Annotated in this window: 16 protein-coding genes; 6 read left to right on the top strand and 10 right to left on the bottom strand. The window is 68.9% G+C overall.

The features are described from left to right. Positions 1-299: 299 nt before the first annotated feature. Together ACQQ2N_RS10080 and ACQQ2N_RS10075 are read right to left on the bottom strand one after the other, a co-directional pair. Positions 300-1265 (bottom strand): OmpA family protein, encoded by a 966-nt coding sequence (locus tag ACQQ2N_RS10080; protein WP_440225585.1) that lies wholly within the window; start codon positions 1263-1265, stop codon positions 300-302. Further along, positions 1262-1636, bottom strand: a complete 375-nt coding sequence (locus ACQQ2N_RS10075; RefSeq protein WP_440225584.1) for a DUF4398 domain-containing protein — start codon at positions 1634-1636, stop codon at positions 1262-1264. The genes ACQQ2N_RS10080 and ACQQ2N_RS10075 overlap by 4 nt, the downstream gene beginning before the upstream one ends. Before the next feature lie 113 nt (positions 1637-1749). Between ACQQ2N_RS10075 and ACQQ2N_RS10070 the strand changes: the two genes are divergently transcribed. After that, positions 1750-2853 (top strand): PilT/PilU family type 4a pilus ATPase, encoded by a 1104-nt coding sequence (locus ACQQ2N_RS10070; RefSeq protein ID WP_440225583.1) that lies wholly within the window; start codon positions 1750-1752, stop codon positions 2851-2853. Between the two features lie 18 nt (positions 2854-2871). Here ACQQ2N_RS10070 and ACQQ2N_RS10065 read toward each other — a convergent pair whose 3' ends face one another. Then, on the bottom strand, positions 2872-3960 hold the full coding sequence (locus ACQQ2N_RS10065; RefSeq protein ID WP_440225582.1) for an aspartyl/asparaginyl beta-hydroxylase domain-containing protein: 1089 nt from the start codon (positions 3958-3960) through the stop codon (positions 2872-2874). A 29-nt stretch (positions 3961-3989) separates the two neighbouring features. On the opposite strand from ACQQ2N_RS10065, the gene ACQQ2N_RS10060 reads away from it, so the two are divergent. Next, a complete protein-coding gene (locus tag ACQQ2N_RS10060; protein WP_440225581.1) occupies positions 3990-4619 on the top strand; it encodes a sulfotransferase family 2 domain-containing protein in 630 nt (209 codons plus the stop codon). A gap of 107 nt (positions 4620-4726) precedes the next feature. Here the strand turns inward: ACQQ2N_RS10060 and ACQQ2N_RS10055 are convergent, their stop codons facing one another. From ACQQ2N_RS10055 to hslO, 4 genes are all read right to left on the bottom strand, one after another. Continuing rightward, positions 4727-6541 carry a tetratricopeptide repeat-containing sulfotransferase family protein gene (locus ACQQ2N_RS10055; protein WP_440225580.1) on the bottom strand — a complete coding sequence of 605 codons (1815 nt, stop codon included), beginning with the start codon at positions 6539-6541 and terminating at the stop codon, positions 4727-4729. 128 nt (positions 6542-6669) lie between these two features. Further along, positions 6670-9447, bottom strand: coding sequence for a TonB-dependent receptor domain-containing protein (locus ACQQ2N_RS10050; protein ID WP_440225579.1), 2778 nt, complete (start codon positions 9445-9447; stop codon positions 6670-6672). Between the two features lie 385 nt (positions 9448-9832). Continuing rightward, positions 9833-10840, bottom strand: coding sequence for a hypothetical protein (locus ACQQ2N_RS10045; protein ID WP_440225578.1), 1008 nt, complete (start codon positions 10838-10840; stop codon positions 9833-9835). 168 nt (positions 10841-11008) lie between these two features. After that, a complete protein-coding gene (gene hslO, locus ACQQ2N_RS10040; protein WP_440225577.1) occupies positions 11009-11890 on the bottom strand; it encodes an Hsp33 family molecular chaperone HslO in 882 nt (293 codons plus the stop codon). A gap of 242 nt (positions 11891-12132) precedes the next feature. On the opposite strand from hslO, the gene ACQQ2N_RS10035 reads away from it, so the two are divergent. The 4 genes from ACQQ2N_RS10035 (at position 12133) to ACQQ2N_RS10020 (ending at position 18000) form a co-directional block, all read left to right on the top strand. Then, positions 12133-15687, top strand: coding sequence for a S8 family serine peptidase (locus ACQQ2N_RS10035; RefSeq protein ID WP_440225576.1), 3555 nt, complete (start codon positions 12133-12135; stop codon positions 15685-15687). A gap of 99 nt (positions 15688-15786) precedes the next feature. Further along, positions 15787-16500 carry a monofunctional biosynthetic peptidoglycan transglycosylase gene (gene mtgA, locus ACQQ2N_RS10030; protein ID WP_440225575.1) on the top strand — a complete coding sequence of 238 codons (714 nt, stop codon included), beginning with the start codon at positions 15787-15789 and terminating at the stop codon, positions 16498-16500. 68 nt (positions 16501-16568) lie between these two features. After that, complete coding sequence (locus tag ACQQ2N_RS10025) at positions 16569-17504, top strand: glycosyltransferase family 2 protein (protein WP_440225574.1); 936 nt, start codon at positions 16569-16571, stop codon at positions 17502-17504. A gap of 67 nt (positions 17505-17571) precedes the next feature. Further along, a complete protein-coding gene (locus ACQQ2N_RS10020) occupies positions 17572-18000 on the top strand; it encodes a CBS domain-containing protein (RefSeq protein WP_440225573.1) in 429 nt (142 codons plus the stop codon). A 9-nt stretch (positions 18001-18009) separates the two neighbouring features. On the opposite strand, the gene maiA is transcribed toward ACQQ2N_RS10020, so the two are convergent. The 3 genes from maiA to hmgA are packed head-to-tail and all read right to left on the bottom strand — an operon-like array spanning position 18010 to position 21090. Further along, positions 18010-18678, bottom strand: a complete 669-nt coding sequence (gene maiA / locus ACQQ2N_RS10015; protein WP_440225572.1) for a maleylacetoacetate isomerase — start codon at positions 18676-18678, stop codon at positions 18010-18012. Between the two features lie 48 nt (positions 18679-18726). After that, positions 18727-19716, bottom strand: a complete 990-nt coding sequence (locus ACQQ2N_RS10010; protein ID WP_440225571.1) for a fumarylacetoacetate hydrolase family protein — start codon at positions 19714-19716, stop codon at positions 18727-18729. 60 nt (positions 19717-19776) lie between these two features. Then, entirely contained in the window at positions 19777-21090 is a 1314-nt protein-coding gene (hmgA, locus tag ACQQ2N_RS10005; protein ID WP_440225570.1) for a homogentisate 1,2-dioxygenase, read from the bottom strand. Positions 21091-21167: the final 77 nt, after the last annotated feature.

Here is a 21167-nt window from a genome sequence, read left to right as displayed (position 1 = left end):
CGCCGGGCTGGACTGCGGGGGGTGGAACGACGTGGCGCGACATGCGCCGCCGGGGCCTGGAGTCCGGCACGGCCCGGAAGGCCGTGGATCGGGTGAAGGCGCCACTGCCAGGCACCGACCGCACCGGTCCGCTCAGCGCTGCTGAGGCGGCGGCATCCTCGGTCTCGTGCACAGGACTCATGGGCTCGGCGTGATCCCATGCCAGGCCGGCGACATTGCCGACCTGCATGGGACATCGAAGCTACTCCTTCAGGTTGCCTTGCGCAACCTCGGCGAGCAGTCGTGAATACCGAGTTAAATCATTGTTTCTGCTCGAGAATGATATCGACCCTGCGGTTGCGCGAGCGACCGTCTGCAGTGTCGTTGGACGCCACCGGGCGCTCCGAACCCACGCCGATCGTGGTGATGCGGGCCGCGTCGACACCGGCGTTCTCGAGCGCCGCACGCACCGCGTCGGCACGACGCTGCGAAAGCGCCTGGTTCGCGCTCGTGCTGCCGGTCGAGTCGGTGTGTCCTTCGACGAGGATGCGCGCGGACGGATCACGATCGACGAACGCGACCACGACCGCGATGGATTCCCGCGCCTCGGCCTTGAGCGTGGCGCCGCCCGTCGCGAACGCGTTCGCATCGAGCGACATCTGCATGCCGCGATCGCCGCGCGTGGCCTGCGGCGGATTCAGGCGTGCCCGCAACGCATCGGCGGTCGCGCCCGCGAGCTGGGCCTCGCGTCGCGCGAGCGCGGCTTCCTCGGCCTGCGCGGCGGCGAGGCGGCGTGCCTGGTCGGCCTCCTCGAGCGCAGCGGCGGCTTCCTGTTCGCTGGCGAGGCGCGCGGCCTCGGCGAGGCGCTCGGTCTCCTCGGCACGGATCTGGTCGTGCATGCGCTGGCGTTCGAGCTCGCGGCGCGCGACGTCGGCCTCGTGCCGCGCGACCGCGAGCTGCAGGCGGTCGTGCTCGCGACGCAGGTCGCCGGTCTGGCGCTGCACGTCGGCGACCTGCGCGGCCGCCCATGCGATGTCGACGCGGCGCTCGGCGACGTAGAGCAGGTGGTCTCTCAGCTTGCGCTTGCTGTTCTCCTCGAGCGCCTGCAGCGCGGCGCGTGCACGCGTGACCTCGCCGAGCGCGAAGCCGCCGAGCTTGGGATCGGATTCGAGCTGCGAAAGGCTGCGCGCAAGACGCTCGTGGTCGACGTCGCGTGCATGGGCCAAGGTCGCCGACACCACGGCGAAGCAGGCGAGTGCGAGACCCAGGATGCGGAACGCGGTCATGGCGTGCCTCCAGCGGGGCGGGCCGATTCCGGCAGGCCCTCGAGCAGGCGCGCGTTGTCCTGGCGCAGCGTGTCGACATCCTCGCGCGCCTTGCCGAGCCGCGACTTGACGATCGCGAGCTCGCTGTTGACGGACGATTCGGCGGCGAGACGCGCGGCGACGTCGTAGTCGCGGCCCGCCATCGCCGACGAGGCGGCATCGAGGCGCTCTTCGGCGAAGCGCACTTCCAGTGGCGCATAGGTCGCCGATTCGCCGGCGCGCGCCTCGGCGAGCTTGCGCGTGGCCTCGCCGAGCACGTCCGGCGGTGGCTTCGTGGGTCCGCAGGCCGCGAGCAGCAGCGTCGAAACGAGGACCACGGCATGGATTTTCACGAGGCTTGGTGTCATAAACGCGCTCTGGATCAGGCAACGCCCTATTGTGGGAAGCACGGTCCGCATTGGCAACGATCGGCGCGCCATGGGCCGCGCCACCAAGGGGATGACGGATGGATATCGGCTACTTCCTGAAGCTGATGACCGAGAAGGGCGCGTCGGACATGTTCCTGACGACCGGCGCACCCGTGAACATCAAGGTCGAGGGCAAGCTCTATCCGCTCGGCAACACCGGCCTTCCCGGCGGCATGGTCAAGAAGATCGCCTATTCGCTCATGGACGAGGGCCAGGTGCCGCAGTTCGAGCGCGACCTCGAGCTCAACATGGCGATCGCGGTCAAGGATGCGGGCCGCTTCCGCATCAACGTGTTCAAGCAGCGCGGCGAAGTCGGCATGGTGATCCGCGCGATCAAGAGCGAGATCCCGACGATCGAACAGCTGCGCCTGCCCGCGCTGTTCAAGGAACTGATCATGGAGCCGCGCGGGCTCATCCTCGTGGTCGGCGCGACGGGCTCGGGCAAGTCGACCACGCTGGCCGCGATGATCGACCACCGCAACATCAACACCTCGGGCCACATCCTCACCGTCGAGGATCCGATCGAATACCTGTATCGCCACAAGAAGTCGGTCGTGAACCAGCGCGAGGTCGGCCTCGACACGCGCAGCTACCACGAGGCGCTCAAGAACGCGATGCGCGAGGCGCCGGACGTGATCCTCATCGGCGAGATCCGCGATGCCGAGACGATGGAGGCGGCGATCTCGTTCTCCGAGACCGGCCATCTCTGCCTCGCGACGCTGCATTCGAACAACGCCGACCAGACGCTCGAGCGCATCCTCAACTTCTTCCCCGAGAGCGCGCACCGCAACATCCTCATGAACCTCGCGCTGAACCTGCGCGCGGTCATCTCGCAGCGCCTCGTGATGGGCAAGGACGGGCGCCGCCTGCCGGCGGTCGAGGTGCTGCTCAACACGCCGCTGATCCGCGACATGATCCGCCGCGGCCAGATCCACGAGATGAAGGAAGCGATGGACCGCAGCCTGCAGGAAGGCATGCAGACCTTCGACCAGGCGCTCTACACGCTCTACAAGGACGGCAAGATCGAACTCGAGGAAGCCCTCGCCAAGGCCGACTCGCGCGACGGCCTCGCGCTCAAGATCCGCCTCGCGGAAGGCGGCGAGTCACCGATGGACGAAGGCTTCGAGAACGCGCACTTCTGACCTCGGCACGCCGCGCCGTCACATCGCGGCGCGTGCCGGCGCCGAGCGCTCGTCGGCCTGCTGAAGCGTACTGTCGTCGTTCACCGACACGTCCACCACGAGGCGTCGCATCGCATACGCGAGCGCCTCGCCGTTGCGCAGCCTGACGCCCTGCCCCAGCCGCTCGATCTCGGCCAGGAAAGCCGCACCGGCACCGCGGTACTCGGCCCAGCCCTCGGCGGACTCGCCGAAGATCGCCCACAGCGCACGCCAGTGACGATGGAAGGTGCCGACGACCTGGCCGATCGGCCCCAGCGCCGCGTGCGGCAACGCATCGTCGAGCACGAACGTGAGGTGCTCCTTGACCTCCCACGGCGTCATCACGGTCGGCACGTTGGTGGACTCGAACATGAGGCCGTGCGTGCGCCCGGGCTCCGGCGCCACGGGCTTCGCGCTCCACGGCCGGGTCGCACTACCCGGCGTCCGGCCACGGCCGAGGTGATCCCAGAACGCGGGGCCGCCGACCGTGTCGGCGACGAGATGGATGCGCGCGCGATCGGCCGCGTTGATGACCTTGTGCATGCGCCAGGTGTCGAAGATCCAGCACTCCCCGGCCGCCATGTGCACGGCGGCATCGCCGCAATGGAAGCGCACCTCGGGCTGGGTGACGATCGGGACGTGCACGCGCATGTGCTCGCGCCAGTAGTAATCGATGTCGACGTGCGGCGTGACCTCGGCGTTGCCCGACAGCCGCATGAGGCGGCTACGACCCCATACGCCACCGATCGCGTGCATGACCTGCGTGAGGTACGGGCAGGCCTCGAGCTGCGGCGTCGGCCGCATCGGTCCCTGCACGGCATCGCTGAGCGGATTGCCGTCACGCGCGACGAGCGGGATCGCGGAATTGCCGGGGAAACCCTGCGGGTGCGGCCGCCAGGCCGATTCGCCGAGACGCGCGATCTCGTCGGCGAGCACGCCCGCATCGAACGCGAGCGGCAGCTGGATGAAGGGAACCTGCAGTTTCATGGCGATGCCGGCGGAAGCGGAAGGCGCCATTGTAGCAACCGGCGTCGGCATGCCCGCCGCGGCGAAGCGGCGCTTACCGCATCGCACCGAATGCGGCACCATGCACCTTTCCGCATGCCTCCGTCACGCACGTGATCATCTCGCACAAGCACCGCTTCATGTTCTTCGCGGTACCCAAGACCGGTACGCACTCGGTCCGCCAGGCGCTGCGCCCCCACCTCGGCGACGAGGACATGGAGCAGGTCGGCCTGTTCGTGCGCAAGGAATTCCCGTACGAGGCGCTGCGCGCACTGGGCCACGGCCACCTCGGCGTCACCCAGGTCAAGCCGGTGCTCGGCGAGTCGCTGTTCGACGCATTCTTCAAGTTCGCATTCGTGCGCAATCCGTACGACCGATTCATCTCGTACTGCGCGTTCATGAGCCGGCAGACGGGCCAGTTCGAGGCGAATCCGCAGGCATTCATGCGCTACATCATCCGCGACCGCCCGCCACTGCAGCACATCCTGTTCCGCCCGCAGCACGAGATGCTGTGCGATGCCGACGGCAGCCTCGCGATGGACATGGTAGGCCGCGTCGAGCGCATGCAGGACGACTACGATGCGATCTGCGCGCGCGTGGGCATACCCGCGGAACGACTCGAACAGGTCAATGCATCGAAGCGCGGCCCGTACGCGTCGTATTACGACGACGAGCTGAAGGACCACGTCGCGCGCATGTACGCGCGCGACCTCGAGCTGTTCGGTTACACCTTCGGCGACTAGCCGCACGCGTTGCAGCCAGCGCCGACGAGTTCCGTGGGCGCACCGCGCAAGCGCGCGACGTGCCCGGCCCGGATCGCACCTGCCGCGACCTGCTCCGCGCGAGCGGCTCAATCCGTCGTGTAGCCCCATCGCTCGATGAAGGGCTGCAGATGCGGCAGCGCCGGCGCAAGGTGCTCGCGGTAGCGCTCCCAGCGCGCGATGCCCTTGCGGTTGATCGGCTCGACAACCTGGTGATAGCTCGGCGTCGCGATGTAGCCGCGCGCCTTCGCACGCTCGTGGAAGTTGACCATGCCCTCGTGCCACTCCAGGCCGAGGAACACCGCGATGTGCCTGGACTGCGTGTCGATGTCGTCGACCACGTCCTCGTAGCGCAGCTCGAGCACGTCCGGCGCCAGCGCAGCCGCCTGGTCGATCCAGAAGTCGAACGTGTCCGCGTAGCCCCGCGCAGTCGATGCGATGCTCGCCGTCAGCGCGACATAGGCCGGTGTGCGGAACGTCTGCATGTAGTTGCTCAGCACGACGTCGCAGGGGTGGCGCAGTGCGAGGATGATCTTCGCGTTCGGGAACAGGCGACGGATCAGCGGCAGCCTCAGGATGTTGAGCGGGTTCTTGTCGACCAGCCGGCGCGACGGATCGACCTTCGCGCGCGTGCGCACGAGGTTCCAGTACGTCGCTCGCAGGCGTTGCGCGAGCGCGTCGTCGATGCGGCCGACCTCGCGCGGGTAATCCAGTCCGGCGGCGCGCACCTGGTCCACGACATCCTGCAGGAACGTGCGCTCGTCCATGCCCGCCAGTGCGGGATGCGCGTCGAGCATGGTCTCGAGCATGGTCGTACCCGAACGCGGGAACCCGACCACGAAGATCGGCGACTCCTCGGCCGTGGGGGCGCCGATCGGCAGCCAGCCCGCGACGTCGTCGCGGGCGATGCGCTCGCGCGTGATGCCGAGCGGATCCGCACCGTCCTCGAACCACTCGGGCGAATAACGGCGAACCTCCTCGACCTGCACGGCGTGCGCACGGTCGAGCCATGCCATGGCCTGCGCGGTGTCACCGGCCTTGTCGTGCAGGCGAGCGATCGCCGTGAGCAGTTCGGGATGGCGCCGCGCGGCGCCCGGATCGGCGACGATCGCCTCGTACTGCTGGCGAGCGGCCTCGCGATCCTCGCCGCGTGCCGCGATCTCGGCACGCACGATCGCGACCTCTTCGGTCAGGCCCTCGAGTGCGGCCGCCTGCGGCTGCACCTGGCCGAGCAGCCTGCGTGCCTCGTCGACGCGGTTGGAACGCTCGAGGAATGCGGCGCGGCGGACGAGGATCTTGGGATGGTGGGGGGCTGCATTGGCCGAGGCGTCGAGCGCACGTTCCGCATCCACGGCCTGGCCGAGGCGTGCGTACAGCCAGCCGACCTCGGCCAGTGCGAGCGGATCGCGACCGGCCCATGCCGGCCAGTCCGCGAGCAGGCGGTCGGCTTCGTCGCCGTTGCCGCACAGGAACGTCGCGTTCGCGGCCGTCGCGCGCACCATGGCATCGTCGGGCACCGCTCGCAGCGCACCGAACAGGACATCGCGGGCTGCGTGGGGCTCGCCCTTGTCGAGGCGCAGCAGGCCGAGGTTGAACAGCGCGCTCGCCTCCTGCGGATCGATCGACAGCGCCTTGCCGAAGGCCTCCTCCGCACCGGCCTGGTTGCCGAGCGAGCGCTGCACGTTGCCGAGGTTGTTCCAGTGCGCCGAGGCCTGCGGGTGCTCGCGCGTGAGCTGCTCGAAGTACGGCAAGGCCTCGATCGTGCGCTGCTGCGCATCGAGTGCGAAGGCCAGCACGAGCAGCGCCCCTTCGGCATGCGGCTCGCGCTCGAGCACGCTGCGCGCGATCGATTCGGCGCGTGCGGCATCGCCGCCCTCGAGGGCCTGGTAGGCGGTCTGGAGCATCGCGGGAATTCCGTGCGGGAAAGCCCGTCAGTATCGACGCTGGCGCGCGCACGGGCAACGGCAGCCCCAACAAAAAGGGCCGCGTGGCTTTCGCCACGCGGCCCTGGACCTTCAGATGGAGCGTTGGATCAGAACTTCACGCCCACGCGAGCCCAGTAGTAACGGCCCACGACGTCGTAGGTACGCTCGTCGGTGTTGCCGTTGAAACCGAACTGCCACAGCTGCGGCGGCTGCTTGTTGCCGACGTTGTCCACGCCGACTTCGAAGCGCGTGTTGATCGCTTCCGCGTTGTAGCCGAACTGCACGTTGTGGAACGTCGACGCGCCCATGCGGAACGAGTTGTTCGCCGGGTTGTTCGACGGATCGATGACCGTGTAGCCGTCACCCGCGGTCGCCGTGAAGCCGAAGCGCGACGCACCGATGTAACGCGCACGCCAGCTGGCGTCGAACGCACCGAGGCTCCAGCTCAGGCTGCCGAGACCGCGCCAGCGGGTCAGGTTGCCCGGACCACCGGCCGACGAACCGAAGTACGAACCGGCGTAATGCGATTCCGTCGTGATGTCGCCCGCGATGATCTGCTCGTCGTACTGCTTGAAGTACGTCGCGTCGAGGCCGACGCGGAAGTTGCCGAACGAGGTCTCCGGCAGGCGGTACTTGATGCTGAAGTCGACGCCCGACACGTCCGTGCGGCCGATGTTCTGCAGGCTGTTGTTGACGTAGTCGATGTCGCCCGCAGCGTCACGCGTGAACAGGTCGCAGAAGCGGCCGTACTGGTAGCACTGGTCGATGATCGTCTGCGTGCCGATGACGCCGATCGTGTCCGTCAGGTAGATCTTCCAGACGTCGATCGAGGTCGACAGGCCCGGCAGCCAGCTCGGGTCGTACACCACACCCCACGTGAACGACTTGCCCTTCTCCGGCTGGACCAGCGGGTTCGAGCCGTAGACCGCGCTCGTCTGCTGCGTCGTCTGCTCGAAGCCCGGCGTCAGGCCGGCGCAAGCCGGGTTGTTGAGGTTGAGGCCGGCGCCCGAGCACGGGTCGGTGTAGGTGTCGGCGCTCGGCGTGATGCCGCCGTAGAGGTCGCCGATCGTCGGCGAACGGAACACCTCGGCGACCGTGCCGCGCAGCATGAGGTCGTCGAACGGACGCCACTCGACGCCGATCTTCGAGTTGATCGTGTCACCGAACGCGGAGTAGTCCGAGTAACGCGAGCCGATCGTGAGGTTCAGCGACTTCGCGAACGGGACGTCGGCAAGGACCGGAACCAGCAACTCGGCGTAGAACTCGCGCACGTCGAGCTCGCCCTTCGACGGCGAACGGCAGGCGTCGGTGAAGGTGAGGCACTCGCCGAGCACCGGGTCGGTGATCGTCGAGACGAAGTCCGGCGCGAAGTACTCGTAGTCCTTGCGGTACTCGCCACCGACGGCGAGGCTGACCGCGCCGGCCGGCAGCTGGAACAGTTCACCCGTGAGGTTGAACTGCGCGCCGCGGTTGAGCGCGTAGGAGTGCGACTTGACGAGGACGGCGATCTGGTTGAGCGCATCGAGCGCGCTCTGGCCTTCCGGCGTCGACGGGTCGAGCGCGAAGAAGTTGATCGGCGTGCAACCCGAGATCACCGCGGTCGGCGTGCCGCAACGCGCGACGCCGTCAGCGTCGATGAACGACGGACCCACGGCCTGCGCGAGCGCGGCGCCGTAGTAGTAGCCGCTGCTGCTCGTGTCCTGCGAGGTGCGGCCCCAGGTGATGCCCGCGTCCCACTGCCAGGTGTCGCCGAACGAGCCACGGAAGCCGCCGCTGAACTGGTCGGCCGTGGTCTCGTACGCGCCTTCGCGGTTGCCCGCGGCGGTCATGCGGATGCCGCCCGAGCTGACGTTGACGCCGAACGGGTTGTAGACGCTGTCCGCGCTCAGGATCACGTTGGCCTGGCCGAAGATCAGCGGCAGCGGCGCGATGATGAAGCGCGAGCGGGTCTTGTTCGTGAAGCCTTCGACGTAGGCCTCGACGTTGTCCGTGATGCGGTAGTTGCCGGTCACGAACAGGCCACCGCGCTCCTGCGGGGTGAGCTCGAGGTTGTACGGCGAGTAGTCGTACGTGTCGTTGCCCGTGTAGCAGCGGAAGTCACCCGCGGACGTGCCGGAGGCACCCGGGATGCGCATGACGTTCACGCTCGCGCCGGTGCCCGCGCAGTTGATGCCGAGACCCGCGGCGGTGGTGCGCGGAATCGTGAAGCGGCCGGTCGGGATGTAGCTCGAGCCGCCCGTGTAGATCGTGCCGAAGTAGTTGTACAGCGCCGGCGACGAGAACTTGCGGTCGCCCGCCCAGACCGCCTCGGTCTTGTTGTAGTTCGCGCCGACGATGAGGTTGCCGCGGTCGCTCGAGTGGCCGAGGGTCAGCGAGAAGCCCTTGCGCTCGCCGTCGTCAGCGTCCGAGATGCCGTAGTCGGCAGTCGCCTCGATACCCTGGAAGTCCTTGCGCAGGACGAAGTTGACCACGCCCGCGACGGCGTCGGAGCCGTAGATCGCCGAGGCGCCATCCTTGAGGATGTCGATGCGCTCGACGAGGCTGATCGGAATCGAGTTGACGTCGGCGTAGGCCAGACGGCGACCGTTCACGAGCAGCAGCGTGCGCTGCGAGCCGAGGCCACGGATCGAGACGGTCGACGCACCGTTGCCGCCGCCGTTGTTGACGGACGGGTTGGTCGCGGCGCCGGCGATCGACGGGGATTCCTGGATCAGGTCACCGATGGTGAGCTTGCCGCTCTTCTCGATGTCGGCCTTGTCGATCGAGAACACCGGGCTGGCGCTTTCGATGTCGACGCGACGGATGCGCGAACCGGTGACGACGATGGTTTCGAGCTTGTCGCTGCCCGCTTCGCTGCCCTGAGCGAAGACCGGGAGGGAACTCAAACCGACAGCTGCGGTGGCGCCCGCATACAACGCGAAACGCACGGCTTTGAGAAGCTCGTTGTTCGTTAGCCTCATTACGCTCTCCAACGTTTTAGAGTGGTGTCACACTTCGGGACGGGATGAATGTCGCACTGGGAAAATTCGGGACTCCGTTCCCACGGAAATAGCCGTATCGACGCAAGATGCCGTCGAAAGTGCACCCGATACTAACAAGATTCTCACGCTATGGGAATCCCGCTCCGAGGCCTTAACAAGGCGTCGCGGGATGACGGAAATTCGATGGGAAACAGGCGCTTGCACCATTGCACCGAATGCGTGCAACGCCGTGGAAAGCGCGGGGCGAGTCAGGGAAGGCACGCGGGCTCGACGCCCGCGACGCGCAGGATCAGAGGTCTTGGCGGTACTGCACGTAGGGCATGCGCGCCTGGGCGGAGTCGGTGGCCTCGCGCGGGGCAAGGTCGACCGGGGACGACCACAGGTTCTGCGCACCGACGCTGAGCTCGCCGCGCCACGACGTGCGCCACGAGACGCCGAGATCGAGCCCGCCCCAGCGACGCGCGCCCAGCAGGGCGGGGTCCTCGAGGCTCACGACATGCCCGACGATGCTGCCACGCACGTTGCCGCTGCGGATGCCGAAACCGAGCGAAGCCTGGCTGGCATCGAGTCCGCCCCCGGGGAGGCCGTACCACGGCGCAACCTCGAGGCGGCCCACGCCGGCGGTGAGGTCGAGCACCGGTCCGTCGGCGAGGTGCCAGCTCGTGCGTGCATTGAGCGTGTTGCCACCGACGATCTGGAACGGGGTCGCACCCGGATAGGACAGCAGCGCGACAGGATTGCCGTGCCCCTCGAACGAGGGCAGCACGACCGGCGCGACCTGCTCGCCACCACTGCGGCCGAGCCAGGAAAGGCCGAACGAGAGATCCACGTCGGCCGCGGTCGGAAGAGCCATGCCGAAGCCGAGGGTTCCGGTGAACAGCGTCGACGCCGCACCGTCGCGGAACGTCGCCGAGCCGAAGCGCGGCGAGACATCCTGCATGCCGATGACGACATCGGCATGCGCCGACTGCCCGACGCGCCAGCGCAGACCGGCCGTGAACAGGTCGGTCGCGTCGATGACACGCAGGTCGGAAGCGCCGCCGAACGCCGGAGACGGCGGCAGCGCGGGAGCACCGGACGCGTGTGTCTGCGCGACGATCGCGAGCAGACGGCCATCCTGGCTTGCCCACAACGGCACCACCTGGGTCGGTACGCCCGCGGCATCGGACGCACGCACCGTGAGCAGCTCCTCGACGAGATGCGGCGACGCCTCGCCCACGGTAGGCACGACGGGACCGGCCACCGCAAGGAGCGGGGTCAGCGCGACGAGCAGCGTGGTGGCGGCGCGAGCGAACATGAGGATCCGGAACGGGTGGATGGACAGATGACTGCAGTCGGGCGTCGCGGGTTCCCGGCGACCGGATCCGGTCGGCCCTGTGCCCGCAGCGGCACGCGAGGCCGATGATACGCGCTTTTACATTTCACTAACAGCGACGGCGCGCACAGGCCGCGCCTCGTTCAGGCTTCATTGGCGGGTTCCGGATCCCGACATGACGCCGTCGCCGGCGAACATCGCGGCCACGTCGACGGCATCGAAACGGTAGGCATGCCCGCAGAACTCGCAGGTCACCTCGACGACGCCTTCCGGCCCCGCGGCGGCCCGACTCTCCTCCTCGCCGAGCGAACGAAGGACGCCGGCGACGCGCTCCGCGGAGCACGAGCATGCGAACTCGAGCGCACGGCCGGCCTGGAGACGCACCCCTTCCTCGTGGAACAGGCGCGTGAGCACCGTCTCGACGGACAGCCCGAGCAGTTCCTCGTCGCGCAGCGTCGAAAGCAGGTGTCCCGCCCGATTCCATGCGTCGGCGTCGCCGCTGGCCGCGTGACCACCCTCGGCAGGCGCACGCTGCAGCAGGAGTCCGGCGCAACGGCCGCCTCCCGCAGCCAGCACGATGCGCGTGGGCAGTTGCTCGGAGCGCTCGAAATACTGTTCGAGCGCGGCAGCCAGATGCTCGCCGTCGACCGCGACGAGGCCTTGCTGGCGGGTCTGGCGCTGCGCGTTCTCGATCGTGATGGCCAGTTGCGCGTCGTCACCCGCATCGGCGAGGGAGCGCGGCGGCCCACCTTCCCAGCGCGCGATCCCGCGTACGGTGCCCGCATGCGTGGCTTCGGCGAACAGGAGGCGCAGATCCCCCGTTCCGCGCAGCTGGATCGACAGCTTGCCTTCGAACTTGACGAGCCCCGTGAACAGCGCGGCCGCCGCCACCGTGGTGCCGAGCAGGCCCGCCACGGGCTCCGGATAGTCGACGTGCGCGCGCATCGCCGCCCAGCTGGATTCCATCTGCACAAAAACTCCATGAATGCCCGTATCACCGAGCTGGAAGCGATGCATGACGTCGACGGGCATGAGGATTCTCGCGGGCAGGAAGCGATCCGGGCAGATGCGGCCACGCCGGGCATTTGCCAAGACGCGATGCACGCTGCCCGGACGCGCCGAAGGTCACTCGATATCGGCGAAGGAACGGCGTTAGGATCGCGCGCCGCCCGACCCTCACGACAGGGTCCCGACCGTCTGTTCGACGACGCAAGGAAAGAACGCAGCAGGGATCGCCGCCACGCTCGATCATCCTCTGGGGAGTACCAACTCAAATGACATCGTCACTGCGCCGAACCGCGCTCGCAGCAGGCCTAGCGCTTGCGTTGACCCAGGCCGACGCGGCCTCGGTCGACACGCGCGCCGCCCTGTCCGCCCATCGCCAGGATGCTGCGGCGATCGCCGTCTCCGCGGCCAACCCGAACCTCGTCCTGCTGCGCGCCGGCGCCTACGACCCGGCCGTCCAGCGCCTCGACGCCGGCGTGACCGGTGGCGCCGAGTCGCTCAGCGCCGGCTACGCGATCGTGCAGTTCACGCCCGACCAGGTCGAGGCAGGCCGCAAGGCACTGCTCGCGCAGGGTGCGGAGATCGTGGGCTACGTCCCGAACAATGCGTTCTACGTGCGCCTCAACGGCAAGTCGCTCGACGCGCTGCGCCAGGCCTCCGGTGCACGCGCCGCCGAGCCGTACGCCGCGGCACTCAAGGTCGATCCGCGCCTGTGGACCGACGCGCGCGGCACGCTGCTCCAGCAGCAGCCCGAGGACGCGACCGACGCGACCCTCGTCCTCGACATCGTCGACATCCGCGGTTTCCGCGGCGAATCCTCGGAGGCCATCGAAGCCGCGCTGCGCAAGCTCGTGCCGGACGTGCGCATCACCGGGCGCAGCCAGCGCGCCGAAGCTGCACCGTACGTGCATGCCGGCGTGACGCGTGACCGCCTCGATCATCTTCTCTATGTCGCCAGCCTCATCGACGGCGTGTCGTTCATCGAGCCGTGGATTCCGACCCACACGCACAACTCGGCGGCGATCGGCGCGATCCAGGGCAACTCGCTCAACACCACGTGTGCCGGCAACGGCGTGGTCTGCGGCCCCGCGCCGCTGTTCGACCATGGCCTCTTCGGCACCGGCCAGATCGTCGCCGTGGCCGATTCCGGCACCTCGCCGTGGGTCGCGAACTTCACCACGCTCGACAAGGGCACGGGCCCGCTGACCGAGATCACGCTGTCGCAGAATCCGCCGCCCGTGCTGCCGAATGCCGGCACGCTGTTCCCGAACCGCAAGATCGTCGGCTACTGGCTGCAGCCGAGCCAGGGCGGCACCGGTCCGGTCGACTACGACTACACCTCGGGTCACGGCACGCACACCACCGGCACGGTCCTCGGCGACCTGCACGGCACGTTCGGCGCGAGCACCTACGTCGCGTCGACGCCGACGGCCGCCAACCACGAGCAGGCCGACGGCATGGCGCCGAACGCGCAGCTGCTCATGCAGGACATCGGCGGCACCGCCGCGACGGCGGTGTACATCACCGACTTCGCCGGCACGCTGTCGCAGGCCTACGCCGGCGGCGCGCGCATCCACAACAACAGCTGGGGTGGCTCGACCGCGGGCAACTACAACGGCAACGACGCCGAAGCCGACAGCGTGACATGGCGCGACGAGAACCTCCTCGTGGTCGTGTCCGCGGGCAACGACGATGCCGGCCCGGTGCAGACCGGCTCGCCCAGCAATGCCAAGAACGTGCTCTCCGTCGCAGCGCTCGGCCGCGCCGGCAGCACCTCGGTGGCGGGCTACTCGAACCGCGGTCCCGCGGCCGACGGCCGCATCAAGCCGGACATCGCGACGCCGGGCACGAGCATCCAGAGCGCACGCAACGCGACCACGTTCAGCGCCACGCCGGTCTACACGACGCCGGCATCGAACTCGGGCACGTCGATGGCGGCACCGGTGCTCAGCGGCAACGCCGCGCTGATGCGCCAGTTCTTCGCCGACGGCTTCTATCCGCGCGGCGAGAAGACCGCGGCGGATGCCTACAACCCGAGCGGCATGGTCATGAAGGCGACCCTGCTCAACGGCACGAACCCGCTCGGCGGCACCGGTTGGCCGAACGCCAACAGCGGTTGGGGCCGTGCATGGATCGACGGCAACCTGTGGTTCAAGAACACCATGACGGGCGGTGACGACTCGCGCCGCCTGCGCGTGTTCGAACGCACCCAGGCCACCGGCCTGAAGACCGGCGACACCCACGAGTACACGATCGCCAACGTCGCCGCGGGTACCGAACTGCGCGTGACGCTGGCGTGGTTCGATCCGGAAGCCTCCGAGGGCGTCGCGATGACGCTGATCAACAACCTCGATCTCGAGGTCGTCGGCCCCGGCGGCACCTACAAGGGCAACGTGTTCACGGGCGGCATCTCGACGACGGGTGGCAACGCCGACGTCCGCGACTCGGTCGAGCAGGTCCGCCTGACGGCGCCTGCGGCGGGCAGCTACACGCTGCGCGTGAAGGGCACTGCGATCCCGGGCAACGGCCGTGCAGAGACGAACGTGCAGGGTTACGCACTCGTCGCCTCCGGCGGCTTCGGCCTGCCGGATCCGGCGCCGTTTGCTGCACCGACCGCCGTCGCGGTCACGAGCAACAACACCTCGGGCATCGCCGTCGGCTTCACCTCGGCCGCCGCGCCGCAGGGCTTCCAGCTCTACCGTGCGGACGGCACGTGCGCAGCCGCGGCGTCGGGCGACTTCCGCCTCGTCGCCAGCGGCAACGCCTCGCCGGTCGTCGACACGCGCAGCCAGGGCGGCAGGTCGTATGCCTACAAGGTCCGCGGCGTGTCCGGCGACGTCGAAGGCGCGGTCTCGACCTGCGTGGACGTCGTCTCGGCAGACGATTGCACCCTGCAGCCGAACATCGTGCGCAACTCGCTGCAGCTCAATGCCGCGAACAACAGCTGCTCGGTGAACCTGTCGTGGCAGGCCGGCACGAACACGTGCCCGTCCGCGACGTCGACGACGTACAAGATCTACCGCTCGACCGATCCGTTCATGGCGACGTCGACGCTGATCCAGAGCGGCGTCACCGGTACGAGCTACGTCGACACGACGGTCCAGGGCGGCACCACGTACTACTACCGCTTCCAGGCCACCGACAACCTCGGCAACGATTCGCCGCTGTCGCTCTCCGCCGGCGCCACGCCGACCAGCGCGCTTGGCCCGAACCCCGATCCGTTCGTCGACAACGCCGACGGCGCGTCGTACATGCGTCCCGAACAGCCGTGGGGCATCAGCAACCTGTCGGCTTCGCAGGGCACGCTGAGCTACCACACGGGCGGCCAGCTCTCGAACCACCCGGACATGGCCTGCGCGAGCATCGAGACGCCCGCGCTGACAATCCCGGCGAACGGCGTCCTGAGCTTCAACTCGAAGTACAACCTCGAGTTCCAGTGGGACGGCGTGGTCACCGAGATCTCGACGAACGGCGGCACGACGTGGACCGACCTGCCGCCCGACGGCGGCTATCCGACCGTGTTCAACACCGGCACCACGGGCGTCATCAACGCCTGCGGCTTCGCCAACGGCAAGGGCATCTACAGCGGCGTCACCACGACCACGTCGAACGCGTTCGCGAACAACGACACCGGCGTCGCGGTGTTCAAGCCGTTCACGATCAACCTCGCGAGCTACGCGGGCCAGACCGTGAAGGTGCGCTGGCGCCTGTCGTCGGATCCGGGCCTCAACTATCCGGGCATGTTCCTGGACGAGATCCGCATCAGCAACAGTGCGATCCTGTTCCGCGACGGCTTCGATCCCTCGCAGTACATGTGCCAGTAAGCGTCACCCGCCGATACTCGGCTTCGATCCGGCGCGGGGTTATCCCCCGCGCCGGTTTCGTTTCCGGGGTCTGCACGACCGACGGCCCGAAGGGAAGGAATGACGCGCAAACGCCCTCGCCTGCTCCGCCGCCTCGCCCGCTGGACGCTGTTCGCCGCCCTCGCCTGGGTCGTCTTCAGCGTGCTGCTGGTCGCCGCGCTGCGCGTCGTGCCGCCGCCGACCTCGGCGGTGATGATGGCGCGCGCGCTCGAGGCGACGACGTCGGGCGAGAAGGATTTCCGCCTCGATTACCGCTGGGTCCCGCTCGAGCGCATCGCCGCGCACCTGCCGGTCTCGGTCGTCGCGGGCGAGGACCAGCGCTTCCCTAGCCACAACGGCTTCGACGTCGAGGCGATCCGCACCGCGCTGGCCGAATCCGAGGACGGCGGCCGCCTCCGCGGCGCCAGCACGATCAGCCAGCAGGTCGCCAAGAACCTGTTCCTGTGGAACGGGCGCAGCTTCGTGCGCAAGGGCCTCGAGGCGTACTTCACGGTGCTCATCGAGACGATCTGGCCGAAGCGCCGCATCGTCGAGGTCTACCTCAACATCGCCGAATTCGGCGACGGCGTGTACGGCGTCGGCGCCGCGAGTGCGCGCTACTTCCGCACCACACCCGATCGCCTCGACGCGCATCAGTCCGCGCTGCTCGCCGCCGTGCTGCCGAGCCCGCGCCGCCTGCACGCCGACCGCCCGTCGGCGTACGTGCAGCGTCGCGCCGCATGGATCCAGCGCCAGGTGCGCCAACTCGGCGGCCCCGCCTACGTCGAGCGCTGAACGCCGCGCGCATGCGCGCGTCACGGGCTTTCCGCTAGCATCCCGGTTCCACCCAGGACCCCCGCGCCATGCAGAGCCTCACCGTCGTCGTCCCGGCCTACAACGAGAGCGAAGGCCTGCGCGAGTTCCACGCGCGCCTCGCCGCGGTGTTCGACCAGCTCGACCTCGCCTGCTCGGTGCTCTACGTCGACGACGGCAGCCGCGACGACACCTACGCCGTGATGTGCTCGCTGCGCGACGCCGACACGCGCGTGGCCACGCTGCGGCTGTCACGCAACTTCGGCAAGGAACTCGCGCTCACCGCCGGCCTCGACCACGCCGATGCGGACGCGGTCGTCGTCATCGACGCCGACCTGCAGGATCCGCCCGAACTGATCCCGACCTTCGTCGCGCACTGGCGCGAAGGCTTCGACGTGGTCTACGGCACGCGCGAATCACGCGCCGGCGAGACGCGCTTCAAGAAGTTCACGGCCTCGACGTTCTACCGCGTCATGGGCCGCCTGAGCCAGACGCCGGTGCCACGCGACACGGGCGATTTCCGCCTGCTCTCGCGACGCGCGCTCGATGCGCTCAAGACCGTGCGCGAACGCCAGCGCTTCATGAAAGGCCTGTTCGCGTGGGTCGGCTACCGCCAGAAGGCCGTCGTCTATCCGCGCGACCCGCGCTTCGCGGGCGAGACCAAGTGGAACTACTGGAAGCTGTGGAACTTCGCGATCGACGGCATCACCTCGTTCTCGGGCGCTCCGCTAAAGATCGCGACCTACCTCGGCGTCGGGGTCGCGATGCTCGCGTTCGTGTTCGGCATCTGGATCGCGATCAAGGCGCTGCTGCTCGGCGATCCCGTGCAGGGCTACCCGACCATCATGGTGACGATCCTGTTCCTAGGCGGCGTGCAGCTGATCGCGCTCGGCGTGATCGGCGAATACCTCGGCCGCCTCTACGTCGAGGCCAAGCAGCGCCCGCTCTACCTGGTCGACGAGTACCACCCGCCGACACCGCGCTGACGCGCCGCGGCGGGCGGCGCCGGCACGGCCGCGCTAGACTGGCCGCGCCACCCGCCGGAGGACCGCCATGCTCCAGGTCAAGCACCTTCTCGAAGGCAAGGGCAGCGCGATCGTCGCGACGACGTCCGACGCGCCCGTCATCGACGCGATACGCGCGATGGCCGAACACCACGTCGGCGCCCTGCTCGTCATGCGCGGCGACACGCTCGAAGGCATCGTCTCGGAGCGCGACTACGCGCGCAAGGTCGTGCTCAAGGGACGCTCGTCGTCGGACACGCCGGTGCGCGAGATCATGACCGCGCAGGTCGTCACGGTGTCGCCCGACGACACGATCGACCATTGCATGCGCGTGTGCACCGACAGGCGCATCCGCCACCTGCCCGTCGTCGCGGGCACGAAGGTGATCGGCGTGCTGTCGATCGGCGACCTCGTCGCCGCGGTGATCAGCGAGCAGAGCGAGCGGATCGAGCAGCTGCAGCGCTACATCGCGGGCTGACCGGACGGCTCAGGCCGGGCCCGGCGCGTCGGGCTGGTTCTCGGGGCGCGCCGCGTCGAAGGCCGGCAGCGCGAGGCACTCGGCGTCGATGCGCGCGATGGACGGGAACGCGCTCATGTCGACGCCGAAACGCCGCGCGTTGTAGACCTGCGGCACGAGGCAGGCGTCGGCCAGCGTCGGTGTGTCGCCGTCGCAGAACAGGCCAGTCGAGGAATTGCCCGCGAGCAGCTCCTCGAACGCGCGGAAGCCTTCCTCGATCCAGTGCCGCGTCCAGCGGTCGCGCTCGACCTGCGGCGTGCCGAAGTCGCGCTCGAGGAACTGCATGACGCGCAGGTTGTTGAGCGGATGGATGTCGCAGGCGACGAGCTGGGCGAGCGCGCGCACGCGGGCGCGTTCGCGCGCAGTCGACGGCAGCAGCGCCATCGCGCCGGCGTAGGCCTCGTCGAGGTATTCGATGATCGCCATCGACTGGCGGAACACGCGCGCGCCGTCGAGCAGCGTCGGCACGAGTTCCTGCGGGTTGATGCCGCGGTATGCCGCAGCATGCTGCTCGCCGCCGTCGCGCACGAGATGCACCGGGATGATCTCGTGCGGCAGCTGCTTGAGGTTGAGCGCGACGCGCACGCGGTAGGCGGCGCTCGAGCGCCAGTAGCTGTAGAGCTTCAACGTGCCGGCCATGCCGTTCCCCCCGGACGGCCGCCGAGGGGCGGCCGCACGGTGCCTAGCTTAGCGCGTTGCGAGGCGTTCGACGGTCTGCTCGATCGCGCCGAACACGCTGCGGCCTTCCGCGTCGAGCATCTCGATGCGCACGCGGTCGCCGAAGCGCAGGAACGGCGTGGTCGGCTTGCCGTCGCGCAGCGTCTCGACCGTGCGCTGCTCGGCCAGGCACGAGGCGCCGAGGCTCGTGTCGGCGTTGGCGATCGTGCCCGAGCCGACGATCGTGCCGGCCGATACCGGGCGCGTCTTCGCGACGTGCGCGACGAGCTGGGCGAAGCTGAACTGCATGTCAACGCCGGCCTCGGCCGCGCCGAACCACGCGCCGTTGATCCAGGTGCGCATCGCGAGGTGCAGCTTGTCGTCGCGCCACGCGTCGCCGAGCTCGTCGGGTGTCACGAACACGGGCGACAGCGCCGAACGCGGCTTGGACTGCAGGAAGCCGAAACCCTTGGCGAGCTCGCCCGGGATCAGGCCGCGCAGCGAGACGTCGTTGACGAGGCCGACGAGGCGGATCGCCTTCGAGGCTTCGGCCGGTGTCGCGCCCATCGGCACGTCGGCGGTCACGACGACCACCTCGGCCTCGAGGTCGATGCCCCAGTCCTCGCTCGAGGCGAGGATCGGATCGCGCGGCGCGAGGAAGCCCGCGCTCGTCGCCTGGTACATGAGCGGATCGGTATAGAAGCTCTCGGGCACCTCGGCGCCACGCGCGCGGCGCACGCGCTCGACGTGCGGCAGGTAGGCACTGCCGTCGACGAACTCGTAGGCACGCGGCAACGGCGAGGCGAGTGCGGCGACGTCGAGCGCGAACGCATCGGCGGCAGTACCTTCCTCCAGTGCCTTCGACAGCGCCTGTAGGCGCGGCGCGACGGTGTCCCAGTCCTCGAGTGCGCGCTGCAGCGTCGGCGCGATGCCGGTCGCGCGCACGGCGCGCTGCAGCGCGCGGTCGACCACGACGAGCGTGCCGTCGCGGCCGCCTTCCTTCAGTGAACCCAGTTTCATGCGTGCGTGTCTCTCATGCGGGGATGGGGTGCCTTCGCGTAGTGCCGTGTCCTGCGCGCGTCACGCGCCGGGCGTGCGTCGCGCCGGATCGAAATGCTTGCGCAGGCCTTGCCAGCAGGCCTGGTAGTCGCGCTGGCGATGCGCGGCCTCGAGCGCCTGCGCGGTCGGACGGATCACCGCGCGCGTCTCGAACATGAAGGCCATCGTGCCGGTGATCTCGTCGGGTTTCGAGAGGTCCGCGGCCGAGGCCTTCTCGAATGTCGCCGCGTCCGGACCGTGGCCCGTGAAGCTGTTGTGCAGCGACGAACCGCCCGGCACGAAACCGCCGGCCTTGGCGTCGTAGGCGCCGTGCACGAGGCCCATGAACTCGCTCGCGACGTTGCGGTGGAACCACGGCGGGCGGAACGTGTCCTGCGCGACCAGCCAGCGCGGCGGGAAGATCACGAAATCGAGGTTGCCGACGCCCTCGGTGTCGCTGGCCGAATGCAGCACGAGGAAGATCGACGGATCCGGGTGGTCGTAGCTGATCGAGCCGATCGTGTTGTGACGGCGCAGGTCGTAGCGGTACGGCGCGTAGTTGCCGTGCCAGGCGACGACGTCGTTCGGCGAATGGCCGAGGTCGGCACGCCACAGGTGGCCCTGGAACTTCACGACGAGCTCGAAATCGCCCTCGACGTCCTCGTAGGCGGCCACCGGCGTCTCGAAATCGCGCGGATTGGCCAAACCATTGCTGCCGATCGGGCCGAGGTCGGGCAGTTTGAGCAGCGCGCCGAAGTTCTCGCAGACGTAGCCGCGCGCCTCGCCGTCGGGCAGCACGACGCGGAAACGCACGCCGCGCGGGATCACCGCGATCTGCTGCGGCGCGATCTCGATCACGCCGAACTCGGTCTCCAGGCGCAGGCGTCCGGACTGCGGCACGATCAGCAGCTCGCCGTCCGCATCGTGGAACCAGCGTCCCTGCATGTCGCGGTTGGCGGCGTAGAGATGGATGCCGACGCCGGTCTGCGCCGCCGGACTGCCGTTGCCGGCCATCGTGAACAGGCCGTCGATGAAGTCGGTCGGCGCGTGGGGCGACGGCAGCGGATCCCAGCGCAGCTGGTCGGGCGTGACCGGGCCGTCACCGAACGCGTTGTGGAACGCCGGCTGCGCATACGGCGTGAACGCACCGTGCATCGCGGCCGGACGCATGCGGTACAGCCAGCTGCGCCGGTTCGCGTGGCGCGGTGCCGTGAACGCGGTGCCCGACAGCTGTTCGGCGTAAAGGCCATAGGCGACCCGCTGCGGCGAGTTGCGTCCTTCGGGCAGCGCGCCCGGCAAGGCTTCGCTCGCGAACTCGTTCGCGAAGCCGCTCATGTACCCCGCGGAAGCGGTCATGCCCGATCTCCTGCCATCGCCGACGACCGCGCGGCGGTCACGCGTGCCGTGCGCCGCGGATCGCGCGGCGCCGACAC

Origin of the sequence: Dokdonella aquatica (assembly GCF_051987395.1) — a bacterium.
GTDB lineage: Bacteria > Pseudomonadota > Gammaproteobacteria > Xanthomonadales > Rhodanobacteraceae > Dokdonella.
Note: the sequence above shows the minus strand (reverse complement) of the source record. Positions and strands in the feature narration are given on the sequence as shown.

What these genes read in the sequence shown, in the direction of transcription:
- ACQQ2N_RS10080 (WP_440225585.1), bottom strand. Translation starts at nt 1,265, where the DNA reads ATGACCGCGTTCCGCATCCTGGGTCTCGCACTCGCCTGCTTCGCCGTG.
- ACQQ2N_RS10070 (WP_440225583.1), top strand. Translation starts at nt 1,750, where the DNA reads ATGGATATCGGCTACTTCCTGAAGCTGATGACCGAGAAGGGCGCGTCG.
- ACQQ2N_RS10065 (WP_440225582.1), bottom strand. Translation starts at nt 3,960, where the DNA reads ATGGTGCCGCATTCGGTGCGATGCGGTAAGCGCCGCTTCGCCGCGGCG.
- ACQQ2N_RS10055 (WP_440225580.1), bottom strand. Translation starts at nt 6,541, where the DNA reads ATGCTCCAGACCGCCTACCAGGCCCTCGAGGGCGGCGATGCCGCACGC.
- ACQQ2N_RS10045 (WP_440225578.1), bottom strand. Translation starts at nt 10,840, where the DNA reads ATGTTCGCTCGCGCCGCCACCACGCTGCTCGTCGCGCTGACCCCGCTC.
- hslO (WP_440225577.1), bottom strand. Translation starts at nt 11,890, where the DNA reads ATGCCCGTCGACGTCATGCATCGCTTCCAGCTCGGTGATACGGGCATT.
- ACQQ2N_RS10035 (WP_440225576.1), top strand. Translation starts at nt 12,133, where the DNA reads ATGACATCGTCACTGCGCCGAACCGCGCTCGCAGCAGGCCTAGCGCTT.
- mtgA (WP_440225575.1), top strand. Translation starts at nt 15,787, where the DNA reads ATGACGCGCAAACGCCCTCGCCTGCTCCGCCGCCTCGCCCGCTGGACG.
- ACQQ2N_RS10025 (WP_440225574.1), top strand. Translation starts at nt 16,569, where the DNA reads ATGCAGAGCCTCACCGTCGTCGTCCCGGCCTACAACGAGAGCGAAGGC.
- ACQQ2N_RS10020 (WP_440225573.1), top strand. Translation starts at nt 17,572, where the DNA reads ATGCTCCAGGTCAAGCACCTTCTCGAAGGCAAGGGCAGCGCGATCGTC.
- maiA (WP_440225572.1), bottom strand. Translation starts at nt 18,678, where the DNA reads ATGGCCGGCACGTTGAAGCTCTACAGCTACTGGCGCTCGAGCGCCGCC.
- ACQQ2N_RS10010 (WP_440225571.1), bottom strand. Translation starts at nt 19,716, where the DNA reads ATGAAACTGGGTTCACTGAAGGAAGGCGGCCGCGACGGCACGCTCGTC.
- hmgA (WP_440225570.1), bottom strand. Translation starts at nt 21,090, where the DNA reads ATGACCGCTTCCGCGGGGTACATGAGCGGCTTCGCGAACGAGTTCGCG.